Consider the following 15,449-nt stretch of genomic DNA (forward strand, 5'->3'; position numbering starts at 1 on the left):
GGACGGGGCCGCGTCGTCCGCACCCGCCGCCGGCGCGGCCTCCTGTGCGGCGACGGCCGTGGCGGACAGGCACGCGCCGCCCAGCCCTCCAAGGAGACCTGTTGCGAGCCCGGATGCGAGCAGGGCAAGGGCTCCGGCCGGGAGCAGGCGGCTGACGCAAACCATCTTCACTTCCTGACGACGGGCGGCACCGTCAGGCGCCGCACCGGGGTTCTGGATTAGTGAAGCTTGCGTAAAACGTCGGCAAGATGGCGGCGCGCGTTACCCTGTCCTTTAGAGCGCGCGGGCTTCCGAAGCCCGGGCCGCGATAACGGCGGCCGGCACCGCGATGGTCTCGACCGCCGGGGCGGAGGGCGCGGCGATCGCGTTGGGCTGGACAGGCGCGGCGCGCGCGTGGGCCGGTTCCTTGCGGGGCGGGTCGTTGTAGGGGGTGTTGTAGCCCTTGCGCACGGCCGACCAGTAGCAGTCGCGCGTCAGGCCCGAACCGGTCAAAGCGGCATCGATCATGGCCGTGGCATGCGCCGCGAAGCTGGTCACATCCTCCGGGTCCAGCCAACTCTCGACAGGCATCCTGCGAACTCCGATCCCAACAGCGAAGCTTGTAGCCGAGCGGACTTAGCCAGAGGCTGAACGCGCGTGCCGGACGATGGTTGCAACGCACAATTCCGGTGGAGGCCTGTGGATAACCCGCGCGGCGCGCTCGACACGGCCGCGCCGCGAAGCACCGTCCCAAGGGCGGCCGAGGCCGCGCCCCTCGGTTCCCCAGACTCCCGGGCTACCCGATCGCCTCGGCCGAGGAGCGGCGTCGATCGTGCCCGGGATCCGGTCAGTCCAGCCGCTCGATCCAGGCCTGCGCTTGGCGCCGAACGTTGTCGGGCGCCGTGCCGCCATGGCTGGTGCGGCTCGCCACCGAATTCTCGACGCCGAGCACCGCGTAGACCGCGTCGGTGATGCGCGGCTCCGCCTCCTGCATCTCGGGCAGCGACAGCGCCTCCAGCCCAACGCCCTTGGCGGAGGCCGCGCCGACGAGGCGGCCGGTGACGTGGTGCGCCTGCCGGAACGGCAGGCCGAGCTCCCGCACCAGCCAGTCGGCGAGGTCGGTGGCGGTGGCGTAGCCGGAGCCGGCGGCCCGGGCGAGCACCTCGGCGTTGGGCTCCAGGTCCTTCACCATGCCGGTCATCGCGGCGAGGCACAGGGACAGCGCCTGGAGGGCGTCGAACGTGCCCTCCTTGTCCTCCTGCATGTCCTTCGAATAGGCGAGCGGCAGGCCCTTCATGACGATGAGCAGGCCGGTGAGCGCGCCGACGATCCGGCCGCTCTTGGCCCGCACCAGCTCGGCGGCGTCGGGGTTGCGCTTCTGCGGCATGATCGACGAGCCGGTGGTGAACCCGTCCGACAGCCGCACGAAGTTGAACTGGGCCGAGGTCCAGACCACCAGCTCCTCGGCGAAGCGCGACAGGTGCACGGCGCAGATCGAGGCCGCCGCGAGCGCCTCCAGGGCGAAGTCGCGGTCGGCGACCGAGTCCAGGGAGTTGGCGGTGGGCCGGTCGAAGCCGAGGGCCGCCGCGGTGGCGTGCCGGTCGATCGGGAAGGACGTGCCGGCGAGCGCCGCCGCGCCCAGCGGGCACTCGTTGAGCCGTGCCCGGGCGTCGCGGAACCGGCCCCGGTCGCGGGCCAGCATCTCCACGTAGGCGAGGCAATGGTGGCCGAAGGTCACGGGCTGGGCGGATTGCAGATGGGTGAAGCCCGGCATCACGGTGCCGGCGTGCTGGAGCGCCTTGTCGGCCAGGGCGCGCTGCAGGTCGGCCGCCTGCTGATCGAGGGACTCGAGGGTGTCGCGTACCCACAGCTTCATGTCGGTGGCGACCTGGTCGTTGCGCGAGCGCGCCGTGTGCAGGCGCCCGGCCGCCGGGCCGACGATCTCGGTCAGCCGRCTCTCCACCGACATGTGGATGTCCTCGAGCTCGCGCCTGAACGCGAAGGTGCCGCCCTCGATCTCGTCGCGCACGGCCTTGAGCCCGGCCTCGATTGCAGCCACATCCTGCGCCGGCAGGATGCCGGCTTTGCCGAGCATCGCCACATGCGCCAGCGAGCCGCGGATATCCTGGGGCGCGAGGCGCTTGTCGAATCCGATGGAGGCGTTGATCTCCTCCATGATCTCCGCCGGGCCGCTCGCGAAGCGGCCGCCCCACATCCGGTTGCTCATGTCGATCCTTCCGCGCCCTGAACGTCCCGGCAGGCAAGCCTGATGCCCGGCCGCACACCCATCCTGGCCGGCGCGGGCGTCGCCGCGCTCGCCGTCCTCGGCCTCGCCCTATACGGGAGCGGTCTCCTGCCCGGCAACACGGGGGGCGCCCTCCAGCCCTGCGCCGACGCCAAGCCGGCGCTGGCGCGGGTCGAGGCCGCCGCGAAGGGCGAAGTCGCCGCCATGCAGGCGCTGCCCCAGGCCCGGCCCGCGCCCGACATCCGCTTCAAGGGTCCGGACGGCGCCGAGACCGGGCTCGCCGATCTCAGGGGCCGTCTGCTCCTCGTGAATCTCTGGGCGACGTGGTGCGCGCCCTGCAAGGCCGAGATGCCGGCCCTCGACCACCTCCAGGCGCAGCTCGGCGGTCCGGATTTCCAGGTCGTCGCCATCAACGTCGACACCCGCAACCTGGAGACGCCGCCGGAATGGCTGAAGCAGGCCGGCATCCGCGACCTCGCCTTCTACGCGGATCCCGGCGGCCGGGTGCTTCCGGCCATCCAGCGCGACACCCAATCCCCGGGCCTGCCGACCACGATGCTGATCGACGCGCGGGGCTGCACCCTCGGCGTGATGAAGGGGCCGGCCGCGTGGTCGAGCGCGGACGGGCTGGCGCTGATCCGCGCGGCTCTGGGGCGGGCCTCCTGACGCGCCGAGGCGACCGACAGCCGTGTGACGGCGGGGGGACCTGAACCGACATCGGCGGCGTCGTGGCGCGATCGGGACCACCGGGTCATCGACGCGGAACCCGATGACGATGGCCCGCGGCGCGGTCGCCATCGTCGACGATAGCGGGATCCGCAGCACCGAAAAATGCGCTACCCCGTGGCGGCATGCGCTTCTATCTCGGCCTCGCCACCACCTTCCACGATCCGGCCCTCGCCCTGGTCGGACCCGACGGCACCCTGCTCTTCGCCGAGGCCGCGGAGCGCGACCTCCAGTACAAGCGCGCGCCGAACTGCGAGCCGGACGCCCCGGCCCGGATGGCCGGCCTGCTGAAGGCGTGGGTTCCGCCGGGCTCCGAACTCGTCGTCGCCTCGACCTGGGGGCCACAGTTCAGCGATTTCCTGCGCGGGCAGGCGGGAACCGGGGCCTTCGACCTGATGGCGCTCGCCGGCCACACCACCGCGCTCAACCGCTCCTTCGTGCCCGAGCAGGCCGAGCGGGTGTTCATCGCCGATCTCCACGGCGCCCAGGAGCGGGCCGGACATGGAACGCTGCTCGCCCTCAACCAGGAGGCGCGGATCACCGGCGCGGGCCCCCGGGCGACGATCGCCGGACAGCGGCGCTATCCGCACCACCTCTGCCACGCCGCCTACGGCCTCTGGGGCAGCCCCTTCGACACGGCCACCGCCCTGGTGGTCGACGGCATGGGCGAGACCGGCGCGGCGGCGATCCACCGCCTGGCGGGCGGTCGGATCACCGAGGCCCGCCGCCACCGCGGGCGCGGGTCGCTGGGCTTCCTGTACGGGCTGATCACCGACCTCGCCGGCTTCGACCAGGTGAAGGGCGAGGAGTGGAAGATCATGGGGCTCGCCCCCTACGGCCGCCCCGATCCGGACCTCGCCGCGCTGCTCGGCCGGCTCTGCACGGTCGAGGGACACCGCCTGCGCTATGCCGACGGGGAGACGATCCGCTCCGTCGCCGCCGAGATCCGGGCGCGCCGCCCGGCGGACGCGATGGAGACCGGCTGGGCCGACCTCGCCCGCTGCGGCCAGGATCTCTTCGCGACCCTCATGGACGCGCTGGTGGCCGAAGCCTACGCCCTGGCGCCCTCCGAGAATCTCGTGATCGCCGGCGGCTGCGGGCTGAACTCCTCCTATAACGGCCGGGTGCTCGGCCGGTCCGGCTTCACCCGGCTGCACGTCCCGTCGGCCCCTGCGGATGACGGCAACGCCGTGGGCGCCGCGTGGCTCGCCTACGCGGAGGACCATCCGGACTGGACCGGGCCGCCGCACGCGCAGCGCCCGCTCACGCCCTATCTGGGTTCGCGGGTCTCGACCGGCCCGATGGAGCGGCTCGCCGAGCAGGAACCCCGCGCCCAGCACGTCGGCCACGGCGAGGCGACCCGCGCGGCGGCGCGGATCCTGGCGGAGGGCGGCCTCGTCGGCTGGGTGCAGGGCCGGGCGGAGTTCGGACCCCGGGCGCTGGGCAACCGCTCGATCCTGGCCGATCCGCGGCCGGAGGGTGCCAAGGACGCGCTGAACGCCAAGGTGAAATACCGGGAGGCGTTCCGGCCCTTCGCGCCCTCGATCCTGGCCGAGGCCGGGCCGGACTGGTTCGAGGATTACGCCGACAGCCCCTACATGGAGCGTACCCTGGTCTGGCGGGAGGCGGTCCGTGCCCGCGTGCCGGCCGTGGTCCACGCGGACGGGACCGGCCGGCTCCAGAGCGTCACGGCGGAGCGGAACCCGGCCTACGCGGCCCTGATCGGCGCCTTCGCGGACATCACCGGGGTGCCGATCCTGCTCAACACGAGCTTCAACGTGATGGGCAAGCCGATCCTCCACGGCGCGGAGGACGCGATCCTGATGTTCTACACCACCGGCCTCGACGCCCTCGTGGTGGAGGACTGGCTGGTGGTGAAATGACAAACGCCGCGCCCCGGGGAGGACGCGGCGTCGATCAGGCGACCCCAGAAGGATTACTCGCAGACCTCGACGCGGCGGTAGGTGAACTCGCCGTCGCCGAGCCATTCCTTGCGGCGCTCGTAGTGGCAGATCGGGCCGCGGCGCTCGCGCACCACGACGGTCTCGGGCTCCTCGACCACGACGCGGCGCGGGCGGTACTCCGGCGGCGGGGGCGGCGGGTTCGCGCCGTTGATGAGGGCGCTGCCCACCACGCCGCCGACCACACCGGCCGCGAGGCCGCCGACGATGGCGCCGGTCTGGTCGCGGGCGGTGGCCGGGGCGACGGCCCCGAGCACCAGGGTCKCCGCGAGGGCTGCGGCCCCGGCGCGGATCGTCGTGAAGGAACCGTTCAAGGACACGCGAAAGATCTCCCGTTCGTGTTGAGGACGATCCAACACCGGGAGGATTAAGAATCCCCGAAGCGGCGCACCGCGACGGCGTGCCGGATATGGCCTCGGCACGTCCGAGACGGCCTGAGCGGAGGCGCGCAGGGCTCGCCTCCGCCGATCGGCTACTTCGCCTTGTCGGCGATGCCCTTCAGGCCGGCATCATACACCCCGGCGATGGCCTCCTCGGCCTTCGCATCGGGGGCGCCCTTGGCCTTGAAGGTGCCTTTCCACGTCACCTTCGAGCCGCTGCCAGCCTTCGTGACCATGATCGTGGAGTGATAATCCGCGACGGGGAGCGGGCCTTCCAGGATCGTGTAGGTGTAGTCCATCTTGTTGTCGTTGCGGGACTCTTCCTCCTCGACGATCGTCCCGCCGCCCTTCAGGCTCAGGGTCCGGACCGCATTGCTGCCCTTCTTCGACAGGGCGCATTTCTCGATCACCGGATGCCAGTCGCCGATCCCGCAGAACCCGCCGATGGTCTTCCACACGGTCTCGGGCGACGCGGCCACGTCCACCGACTTGGTGACTTCGAGAGCCCAGGCCGGTCCCGCGACCCCGACGCAGATCGCCGCAGCCGCCAACAACATACGCTTCATCAGTCGCTCCCTTGCGCTCGACGCTCGCTTCCATGGCGCCCGAGTCAGGCTCAAACCAAGGGCGACACGCGTACGTTGCAAGGTCGACTTTAGTCCAAGGCGCGGTAAAAAATACGCAGGCCGGCCCGCCTGCCCTCCGGTGCACCGCAGCCGGCGCCGGCTCCGAGGTCAAAGCAGCCCGTCGAGGGACTCGATGACGACCGTCGGGGCGGGATCAGCGTACTCGTCCGGCAGCCCCCTGCGGTTGATCCAGGCCGTCCGGAATCCGAAGGCCCCAGCCCCCGCGATGTCCCAGCGGTTCGAGGAGCAGAACAGCACCTCGCCCTGCCCTACCGCCATCCGGGTCAGGGCGATCCGGTAGGCGTCGGGATGGGTCTTGAACACCTGCGCATCGTCCACTGAGAGGACCGCGTCGAGGTGGTCGGCGAGGGCCGCCGAGGCCACGGCCCGGTCGACCATGGCGGCGTTGCCGTTGGTGAGCACCGCGGTGCGGATCCCGCGCTTGCGCAGGGCCGCCAGCACGCCTGGCACCTCCGGATAGGCGTCGAGATCGCGGTAGGCGTCGAGGAGCCGCTCCCGCAGACCGGGATCGACGTTCGGGTGGACCGCCAGGGCGTAGTCGAGGGCGCGTACGGTGAGGTCCCAGAACGCCGCGTAGCGGCCCATCAGCGACAGGGTCCAGCTGTATTCGAGCTGCTTGTTGCGCCAGACCTCGGAAAGGTGGGCGGCGTCCGGCCCCACCGCCTCGGCGTAGCGCTGGACCGCGGCGTTCACGTCGAACAGCGTTCCGTAGGCGTCGAACACCGCGGCCTTCACGCCCGTCAGTGGTCCCGATGCGTCGGTCATGGCGTTCCTCACTGGGTGCTCCCGCCCGATCTGGAGCCGGGACCGCGCGACGGCGAGCCCGGCCGGGTCACTCAGGCCCGGCGCAGGCGCAGGCCGAACAGATGCAACAGGCCCGCCAGGAGCCCACCGTAGACCAGGGCTCCGGCGAGCCCGAGCACTGCCAGGACGACGAGGTCGCGGCCGTGCGGCAGGGCCGGCACCAGGGCCTGGACGAGCCCCTGCCCGTAGACGGCCACCGCCGCGAGCCCCAGGCAGGCGAGCGCGACGCCCGCGACGGTGACACCGAGGGTTCGTCCCGGCGCCGTCCAGTTCCGGCGCTTGGCCAGGACCAGGAGCAGCAGCAGGTTCACCCACTGGCTCACCGCGGTGGCGAGGGCGAGCCCGGTCACGCCGTAGGGACCGGTGAGCCAGAGCTTCAGCACGACGTTCACCAGGATCGCGGTCAGCGAGGCCCAGAGCGGGGTCTTGGTGTCCTGCCGGGCGTAGAAGCTCGCCACGGCGCTGCGCACCAGCACGACGGCGGGCAGGGCGAATCCGTAGGCGGCCAGCACGGCGGCCGCGCGCGCGGCATCCTCGGCGCTGAAGGCGCCGCGCTCGAACAAGGCCGCCATGATCAGCCCGGGGATGGTCAGGAAGGCCACGGTGAACGGCGCCGCGAGCGCCAGGGAGAAGCCCGCCGCCCGGTTCTGCGCCGCGTGGGCGCCGGCGACGTCCCCGGCGGCGATACGCCGGCTCATCTCCGGCAGCAGCACGGTGCCGGCCGCGATGGCGATGACGCCGAAGGGGAGCTGGTAGAGCCGGTCGGCATAATACAGCGCCGAGACCGCCCCAGTGGGCAGCCAGCTCGCGATGATCGTGTCGGCAAAGGCCGCGATCTGGAATCCCGCGGAGCCGATCACCGCCGGGCCGAGCACCGCGAAGAACCGCGTCAGCGCCGGATCGAGGCGCGGGATGGCGAGGTCGGGCATCACCCGGGCGCGCCGGCAGCCCCACCACAGCAGGCCGAACTGGAGGATGCCCGAGACGGCGACACCCCAGGCCGCCGCGTAGGCGGCGTTCGGGAACAGGAAGCTGAAGGCCAGCGCCGCCAGCATGGCGAGGTTGAGCAGGACCGGGGCGCCGGCCGCCACGGCGAAGTGCCGATGGGCGTTGAGGATGCCCGACAGCAGCGTCACCAGCGTCATGAACAGCAGGTACGGGAAGGTGATGCGGGTCAACGCCACCGCGAGATGGAAGCGCTCGCCATCCTCGGCGAAGCCCGGCGCGAGGGCGTGCACGACCCAGGGCATCGCCGGCAGGGCGAGGTTCAGCAGTACCAGCTGCACGATCAGCATCAGGGTGAAGACGCGGTCGGCAAAGCGGTGCGCCTCCCCCGGTGTTCCGGCTTCCGCGAGCCCCGCATAGGTCGGCACGAAGGCGGTGTTGAACGCCCCCTCGCCGAAGATCGCTCGGAAATGGTTCGGCAGCCGGAAGGCGACCACGAAGGCGTCGGCCACCGGCCCGGCGCCCATCACGGCGGCCATCACCACGTCGCGGGCGAAGCCGGTGACGCGGGAGACCAGGGTCCAGCCGCCGACGGACAGGATGGAGCGGATCATGATGTGGGCCGCCCGACCCTTCCCTCCCCTCTTCCAACCCCCGCTGACGCGGCGGCCACCCGCCCCCGCAGAGGGGTGAGGGTGCGCCGTGGAGACGTCGCGGGTGTCGAGTGAGGGAGAATGGCCGGACCCTTTTGCACCGGGTCATCCGGCGTCGGGCGCATCAAGAGCCGGTTTCGTGCGTCACCTCAAGGGTGCCGCGGACACAGGACCCGCGGCACCGGCGCTAAAGCCTCAGCGGGTCGCCTCGGCGTACATCTTCTCCACGTGCTCCCAGTTCACGAGGTTCTCGATGAACGCCTTGAGGTAGTCGGGACGGCGGTTGCGGTAATCGATGTAGTAGGAGTGCTCCCACACGTCGACGCCGAGGATCGGCTTGGCGCCGTGGACCAGCGGGTTCTCGCCGTTGGGGGTCTTCATGATGGCGAGCTTGCCGTCCTTCACGGCCAGCCACGCCCAGCCCGAGCCGAACTGGCCGATGCCCGCCTGGATGAAGTCCGCCTTGAACTTCTCAGGCCCGCCGAGGTCCTCGTCGATCTTCTTTGCGAGCGCGCCGGGGATCGCGCCGCCGCCGTTCGGCTTCATCCACTGCCAGAAGTGGATGTGGTTGTAGTGCTGGCCGGCGTTGTTGAAGAGCGGCTGATTCGTGTTGTAGGCGGCCTTGACGATCTCCTCGACGCTCTTGCCCTGGAGATCCGTGCCCTCGAGCAGCTTGTTGCCCGTGTCGACATAGGCCTTGTGGTGCTTGTCGTGGTGGAACTCGAGGGTTTCCTTCGACATGTACGGCCCCAGCGCGTCGTAGGCGTAGGGCAGTTCCGGCAGGGTGAAGGTCATGGCATCTGTCTCCGCTTGGCAGGGAACGGCCTCGTCCCCGGCGGGGGCTTCCGAGTCGAGAGCCCGCTAGGTAAGTCGGTGGCCGCGGGACGGCAACGCCGTTGCATGGCGACGGCGCGGGAAGTTCCGGGATCCGGGCGGCGCGACGGCCGGCTCGGGCATAGCCGCCGGACTACCGGACTATTCCGCTGTCCCGGACAATCTCAGCCCCGAGTTTTGCAATATGCCGGCAAGGCCTTACTGTGCGCCACGCCTAGAGCGCCGGCGGTCAGCCGGCCCGTGCCAGAGAGTATCATGATCGCTGCGCTGTTCGCGCTCGCCGCCGCCATGATCATCGGGGGCTGCGCCGCCGTGATCCAGGGCTTCCCGTACGTGCGTCTGGAGAGTGGGCTCGCGATGGTGATCGCGGGTTCGGTCGCGGCCTCGTCCGGCGCGATCCTCCTCGGCCTCGGCGTCGTGGCCCTCGGTTTCCGGAGGGTCGAGCGGGCGATCGGGCAGGCGCCCCTGCGCGGAGCGCGTGAGGAGGCATCCGCAGACGCCCCGGCGGCATCGGCAGGCGAGGATCGGCCGCGGCTGCCGCCGGTCCTGCCGGCCGCGCCCGCCTTCATCGTCCCGTCGGTGATCGAGCCGGCCTTCGATCCCGAGCGCCCCCGGATCGAGCCGAGCCTGCAGCTCCGGGCCGACGAGACCCGTGCCTCCCTCTCGGAACCGTCCGCCGTCGCGGCGGAGGCGCCCGTTCCGGCCGAGCCCGAGCCGCCCGTGGTGCCCCCCGTCGTGCCGGAGCCCCGCCTCCGCCCCGAGCCGGAAGCCCCGAAGGCAGAGGGTGTGATCGCGCCCGAGGACGACCTGTTCGCCGCACCCGAGCCGCCTTCAGTCCACCGCGAGGCGCCTTCGGACCACCTGGAGGCGCCGCCGTCCCTGCGTCCGAGCCTGGATGCGGCGCCCGAGCCCGAGCCCGAGCTGGCCCCGCCACCCGCCACCCGCACCGTGGTCGGGCGCTACGCCTCGGGCGGCAACACCTACGTGATGTTCGAGGACGGCGCGATCGAGGCGGAGACGCCGCAGGGCCGGTTCACCTTCGCGTCGCTCGACGAATTGAAGGCCTTCGTGGATGGCGGCGGCGAAACCGGTGCCCGCGGCGCGGCCTGACGGCCGGCGGCCCGGCGGTCACACCAGCGGGTTCAGGCTGTCGTTGCGTGGCGGGATCGGCGCCCGCATGGTCAGGGAGAAGCCGTCGGGGGCGTAGTCTGTCGCCACCTCGGCCTGGACCTGGGTGATCAGGACGCGCTGCAGCAGGCGCGAGCCGAAGCCCTGGCGGCTCGGCGGTGAGACCGGCGGCCCGCCGGTCTCGCGCCAGGAGAACCGCAGGATGCCGGCCGGCCCACCCGGCTCCAGCGACCATTCCACCGCCACCCGCCCGGTGCGGTTCGACAGCGCCCCATACTTGGCGGCGTTGGTGGTGAGTTCGTGGATCGCCATGCCGATCGGCACCGCAATCTCGGACGGCAGGTCGATCGCCGGCCCGTCGAGGCTGATTCGGCCCTCGGCGGCGCCGTCCGGCGCCACCTCCGCGTAGGGCTTCAGCTCGTTGCGCAGGAGGTTGGCCAGGGAGGCGGTCTGCCACGTGTCCTCGGTGAGGACCGAGTGGGTGTGCGCCAGGGATTTGATGCGCCCGACGAACGCCTCGTAGAAGCTCTCGATGCTCGACGCCGTCCGCGCGGTCGACCCCACGATCGCCTGGACGGTGGCCAGCGTGTTCTTCACCCGGTGATGGAGTTCGCGGATCAGCAGGCTCTGGCGCTCCTCCGCGACCCGCCGGTCGGTCACGTCGGCCACCACACCGATCAGCCGGCGCGGCAGCCGGCCGGGGGCATCGCGCTCGAACCGGCCGGCCATGTCGATCGTGCGCCAGACCCCGTCGGACTTGCGGCGGATCCGGCCGCTGATGTGCAGGTCCCCGTCCTCCCGCAGCGCCTTGGAGATCGCCCGGCGGACCGCCGGGCGGTCGTCGGGGTGGAGGATGTCGTTGAGAAACTCGGTCTTGCCGATCGTACCATCCTCGGGCGCGTGCCCGAAGATCTCGTACATGTGCTCGTTCTCCCAGATCGCCTGATCCTCGAGCATGTGCCATTCGAAGATGCCGAGCTTGGCGACGGTGGTGGCGACCCGCAGGCGCTGGTCGCGGGACAGGATCTCGTCCCGAGCCTCGACCCGGGTGGTGATGTCCTGGATGACGCCGACCATGCTGGCGGATGCGCCCTCGGTGCCCGGCACGGCCTGTCCCCGCACCCGCAGGATCACCGAGCGCCCGGCCACCGTGGCGGCCGTGTCGAACTGGTAGGGCTCGTCGGTTCCGGAAGCGTCGGCGATGATCGCGCGCAGGCGGGCGAGTTCCGCCTGCGACAGGCCGGTCTTCAGCTCCTCACTCGAGACGGAGCGGCCCGGTGGGCGGCCGAGGATGCGGGCGGCCCGGCGCGACAGGGTGAGGAGATCCGTCGCCCGGTCCCAGCGCCATTCCCCGAGCCCGGCGGCGGCCAGCGCCTCGCGGTTGGCTTCGGAATGGGCCGCCATGTCCACGTCGACCGCCTCGACCACCAGGGTCCGGCCGGTGCGCCGGATCCGCATGTCGAGGGCGGTCCCGTCCGCCCCGCGCCAGAACTGGAGGCCGTCCCGGAGGCCCTCCGGCCCTTCGTTCAGGAGATCGGCGACCGGGCGCCCGGGCAGGGCGCCGGGCGGCCAGCCGAGGAGATCGTGCAGAGCCCGATTGGCGGCGACGATCGTCGTTTCGTCCGCAGACAGCACCACGAGGCCGATCGCGGCCTCGTCGAAGCCGATGCGAAACGGGTCCCCCGCCGCCGGATCCTGCCCCACCCTCTCATTCACGCGGAAAGATCCTCGAACGAGCCGTGGCACGCTCCTGCCGGAGATGTCCCCTCCCGGGCGCGGTCCGGCACCACGGCGGGCGCTCAGGATGGCGCCCGAGCGTGACTGTGGCAAGGCGTTCCGCTCAGCCTGCGGCGACCGGGCGCCCGAGGGGCGCGAGCAAGCCCAGGCTCAGCGCGGGCGGCGGGCAAATTCCAGGTAGGTGGGCCGCCGGCCTGCTTCCAGTGCCTTGGCCTCATAGCGCGTGCCGGGCCAGCCCGGGAAGGGTTGGGTCCAGTCCCGGGCGCTCCGCGCCGTCCAGGCCAGGACCGGGCAGCGCGCGGCCCGGACCAGCGTCCAGCCGGCATAATCGTCGATGTCGCTGGCGAAGCGGAACAGGCCGCCATCCTTCAGCACCCGCCCGATCTCGGCGAGGGAGGCATCGGAAACGAACCGGCGCTTGCGCTGCCGCCGCTTGGGCCAGGGATCGGGATAGAGGAGGTAGACCCGGTCGAGGCAGGCATCCGGGAGGCGTGCCAGGAGGGCGGTCACGTCCTCGTCGCGGATGCGGACGTTGCGCAGCCCCCCCGCCTCGATGGCGGCGAGCAGCTTCACCACGCCGTTGACGAACGGCTCCGCACCGATGAAGCCGATGTCGGGCTGCGCCGCGGCCTGGGCCGCGAGGTGCTCGCCGCCGCCGAAGCCGATCTCCAGCCAGAGCGCGTCGGGCGGTGCGGGCATCGCCGGGAAGAGCGTGCGCGGATCGAGCGGCGCGTCGTCGGGCGGCAGGGCAATGCGGAGGGACGGCAGGAGGTCGGCCAGCCGGCGCTCCTGCAGGCCGCGCAGGCGCTTGCCCTTGCGGCGTCCGAAGAAGGCGCGCTCCGGCTCCTCGGCCGTCTGCACGGGGCGTCCAGGGGTGTCAGACATGACCACGGCGCGACGTCGGCCACCGGCCTGAAGGTGCCGCGGGCAGGTGAAGGATCTGGTTTTGAACGCCCGGACCCGTCACGCGGGTCCGGGATGAGGCGCGGACGCCGCCCTCAGGCGAGGGCAGACTTCAACTTGTCAGCAAGGTCGGTGCGCTCCCAGGAGAAGCCGCCATCGGCCTCCGGGGCGCGGCCGAAATGGCCGTAGGCTGCGGTGCGCGCGTAGATCGGCTTGTTGAGGCCGAGCGCCGTGCGGATGCCGCGGGGCGAGAGATCCAGGGCGTCCATCAGTACGCCCTCGAGCTTGGCCTCGTCCACGGTGCCGGTCCCGTGCAGGTCCACGTAGATCGAGAGCGGCTTCGAGACGCCGATCGCGTAGGCGAGCTGGATCGTGGCACGGCGGGCGAGGCCGGCGGCCACGACGTTCTTGGCGAGGTAGCGCGCCGCGTAGGCCGCCGAGCGATCGACCTTCGTCGGGTCCTTGCCCGAGAAGGCGCCGCCGCCGTGGGGCGCCGCGCCGCCGTAGGTGTCGACGATGATCTTGCGGCCGGTGAGGCCGGCATCGCCGTCCGGGCCGCCGATCACGAACTTACCGGTCGGGTTCACATGCCAGACCGTGCCCTCGTTGACCCAGCCCTCCGGCAGGGCCTTGAGGATGTAGGGCTCCACGATGGCGCGGACGTCGGCCGAGTCGAGGGACTCGTCGAGGTGCTGCGTCGACAGCACGATCTGGGTGACCTCGACCGGGCGGCCGTTCTCGTAGCGGACCGTGACCTGGCTCTTGGCGTCGGGGCCGAGCTTGGCCGCGTCACCCTGCTTGGCCCGGCGGGCATCGGCGAGGTCCTTGAGAATTCGGTGGGCGTAGAAGATCGGTGCCGGCATCAGCTCGGGCGTCTCGTCGGCGGCGTAGCCGAACATGATGCCCTGGTCGCCCGCGCCCTCGTCCTTGTTGCCGGCCGCGTCCACGCCCTGGGCGATGTCGGCCGACTGGGCATGAAGGTGGATGGCGACGTCGTTGTTCTTCCAGTGGAAGCCCGACTGCTCGTAGCCGATATCCTTTACCGCCTCGCGGGTCAGGGCCTCGAGGTCCTTGAAGGTGACCGAATCGGGGCCACGGACCTCGCCGGCGATGACGATCCGGTTGGTGGTGGCGAGCGTCTCGACGCCGAGCCGGGCCTCCGGCATCGCCGTGAGATAGGCGTCGACGACGGTATCGGAAATCCGATCGCACACCTTGTCCGGGTGCCCCTCGGACACCGATTCGCTGGTGAACAGGTAATTGGAACGCGGCATCGGACGGCCTCGATGTCAGAGGTACGCCGTCGCGATCGCGGCGTTTGACCCTTTATGGGGCCGGGGTTCTCGCACCCGTCCGGAGCCCGGTCAAGGCGGATGAACGAACGGATCCGCTATAACGGACGATGTGACCGAAAAAACGGCCGCCCCCGAAGGCTCCGACGCGGCTCAACCGCCGAGCTTGGTCTCGAGGGCGCGGATGGCGTCGGCGACGTCGCGACGCGCCTCCTCGGAGAAATTCTCGGTGATGTGGCGGCCCACCACTTCGGCCAGCCCCTTCAACCCGCCGTCGGACAGGGCCGACTGCTCCCGCTCGCTGAAACCCGGTGCCACGAAGTCGTCGTTCCGCGGCATGCCCTTGAAGAAGTAATCCATCGGCACGCCGGTCATCCGGGAGAAGATGTCGAGATGGACCGCGCTGATCCGGTTGGTGCCCTTCTCGTACTTCTGGAGCTGGGCTGCAGACATACCGAAGCTCTGCGCGACGCGGCGCTGTGTGAGAGACGCCTTCCGGCGCTGCTCGGCGATGCGTTGCCCGACGTAAACGTCGCGCTGATCGGTCTTCTGGCCCGCCATGAAGTGCTCGTCCACCCCCCGCCATGGATCTTGGCGGCAAAGCTTAGCGCGGCCCTCGGTTCTTGTCACCGGCAGGCAGCCGATGTCGCGGACGTTTTGCGCCCGGAGCCGCGGCCGGCGCGATCTCCAGGACAAGAAAGGTGGCGTCCCCGGCAGGGCTCGAACCTGCGACCCCAGGTTTCATACCACTTCGGCTTTCGCCGCCGCGTCCCGGAGGTCCGCGTTCGTGGCCTGGACTATCCCTTCACCGTGGACCGGATTGCATCCGGCCGTTAGGTGCCGCCCGTCTAGTCTCTACACCTTCCCGCGGGACGCCGGGGCGCCGCGCGGGCTTGGCTCGGGATTGGCAGAGCATCGCACGGCCCAGCGCCGATGCCGGAAGCGTTCCCCGACTTTGAGCGGATCCGCCGCGAGGTTTCCCGACGCGACGCCCAATTGAACCTGATCTAGGAAACCTGTGCTCTGTCCAGCTGAGCTACGGAGACAACCGCGGTCCCCATAGCATTCTCCCCGTCCGAGGCCAACCGCGCCCGACGGCGGGGGCGGGGGCCGGGGCCTGTGGTCCGGAGGCGTGCGATGGGCGGGGCCAGAGGCTCGGGCAGGCGGCGCGGTGCCGCGGGAGCGGCGCGCACAGCGCTGGTCACGGCGGCGCTC

14 protein-coding genes are annotated in these 15,449 nt (G+C 71.2%); 3 read left to right on the top strand and 11 right to left on the bottom strand.

Annotation, left to right across the window (positions count from 1 at the left end; genetic code table 11):
- Positions 1-273: 273 nt before the first annotated feature.
- On the bottom strand, positions 274-570 hold the full coding sequence (locus tag AC1DXK_RS26825; RefSeq protein WP_457106638.1) for a hypothetical protein: 297 nt from the start codon (positions 568-570) through the stop codon (positions 274-276).
- A 256-nt stretch (positions 571-826) separates the two neighbouring features.
- On the bottom strand, positions 827-2,206 hold the full coding sequence (gene argH / locus AC1DXK_RS26830) for an argininosuccinate lyase (protein WP_457106639.1): 1,380 nt from the start codon (positions 2,204-2,206) through the stop codon (positions 827-829).
- Between the two features lie 42 nt (positions 2,207-2,248).
- Between argH and tlpA the strand changes: the two genes are divergently transcribed.
- Together tlpA and AC1DXK_RS26840 are read left to right on the top strand one after the other, a co-directional pair.
- Positions 2,249-2,890 (top strand): thiol:disulfide interchange protein TlpA, encoded by a 642-nt coding sequence (tlpA, locus tag AC1DXK_RS26835; protein WP_457106640.1) that lies wholly within the window; start codon positions 2,249-2,251, stop codon positions 2,888-2,890.
- A 185-nt stretch (positions 2,891-3,075) separates the two neighbouring features.
- Positions 3,076-4,833, top strand: a complete 1,758-nt coding sequence (locus tag AC1DXK_RS26840) for a carbamoyltransferase family protein (protein WP_457106641.1) — start codon at positions 3,076-3,078, stop codon at positions 4,831-4,833.
- A gap of 53 nt (positions 4,834-4,886) precedes the next feature.
- On the opposite strand, the gene AC1DXK_RS26845 is transcribed toward AC1DXK_RS26840, so the two are convergent.
- From AC1DXK_RS26845 to AC1DXK_RS26865, 5 genes are all read right to left on the bottom strand, one after another.
- Positions 4,887-5,231 (bottom strand): hypothetical protein, encoded by a 345-nt coding sequence (locus tag AC1DXK_RS26845; RefSeq protein WP_477299474.1) that lies wholly within the window; start codon positions 5,229-5,231, stop codon positions 4,887-4,889.
- 152 nt (positions 5,232-5,383) lie between these two features.
- The gene (locus AC1DXK_RS26850) at positions 5,384-5,857 is read right to left on the bottom strand and encodes an SRPBCC family protein (RefSeq protein ID WP_457106643.1); all 474 of its coding nucleotides are present in this window, start codon (positions 5,855-5,857) and stop codon (positions 5,384-5,386) included.
- 168 nt (positions 5,858-6,025) lie between these two features.
- Positions 6,026-6,703 carry a haloacid dehalogenase type II gene (locus AC1DXK_RS26855; protein ID WP_477299475.1) on the bottom strand — a complete coding sequence of 226 codons (678 nt, stop codon included), beginning with the start codon at positions 6,701-6,703 and terminating at the stop codon, positions 6,026-6,028.
- Between the two features lie 71 nt (positions 6,704-6,774).
- Positions 6,775-8,301, bottom strand: a complete 1,527-nt coding sequence (murJ, locus tag AC1DXK_RS26860; protein WP_457106645.1) for a murein biosynthesis integral membrane protein MurJ — start codon at positions 8,299-8,301, stop codon at positions 6,775-6,777.
- Between the two features lie 234 nt (positions 8,302-8,535).
- Entirely contained in the window at positions 8,536-9,135 is a 600-nt protein-coding gene (locus tag AC1DXK_RS26865) for a superoxide dismutase (protein WP_457106646.1), read from the bottom strand.
- A 294-nt stretch (positions 9,136-9,429) separates the two neighbouring features.
- Here AC1DXK_RS26865 and AC1DXK_RS26870 point away from each other — a divergent pair, with 294 nt between their 5' ends.
- Positions 9,430-10,284: a hypothetical protein gene (locus tag AC1DXK_RS26870; RefSeq protein ID WP_457106647.1), complete on the top strand. Its 855-nt coding sequence runs from the start codon at positions 9,430-9,432 to the stop codon at positions 10,282-10,284.
- Positions 10,285-10,302: 18 nt separating this feature from the next.
- On the opposite strand, the gene AC1DXK_RS26875 is transcribed toward AC1DXK_RS26870, so the two are convergent.
- The 4 genes from AC1DXK_RS26875 to AC1DXK_RS26890 form a co-directional block, all read right to left on the bottom strand.
- Positions 10,303-12,018, bottom strand: a complete 1,716-nt coding sequence (locus AC1DXK_RS26875; protein ID WP_477299476.1) for an HWE histidine kinase domain-containing protein — start codon at positions 12,016-12,018, stop codon at positions 10,303-10,305.
- Positions 12,019-12,189: 171 nt separating this feature from the next.
- Complete coding sequence (gene trmB, locus AC1DXK_RS26880; protein WP_457106649.1) at positions 12,190-12,924, bottom strand: tRNA (guanine(46)-N(7))-methyltransferase TrmB; 735 nt, start codon at positions 12,922-12,924, stop codon at positions 12,190-12,192.
- Positions 12,925-13,037: 113 nt separating this feature from the next.
- Positions 13,038-14,216, bottom strand: a complete 1,179-nt coding sequence (metK, locus tag AC1DXK_RS26885) for a methionine adenosyltransferase (protein ID WP_457106650.1) — start codon at positions 14,214-14,216, stop codon at positions 13,038-13,040.
- Between the two features lie 171 nt (positions 14,217-14,387).
- Positions 14,388-14,795 (bottom strand): helix-turn-helix domain-containing protein, encoded by a 408-nt coding sequence (locus AC1DXK_RS26890; protein ID WP_457106651.1) that lies wholly within the window; start codon positions 14,793-14,795, stop codon positions 14,388-14,390.
- Positions 14,796-15,449 lie beyond the last annotated feature (654 nt).

The organism is Methylobacterium sp. P3_A11, assembly GCF_056403155.1.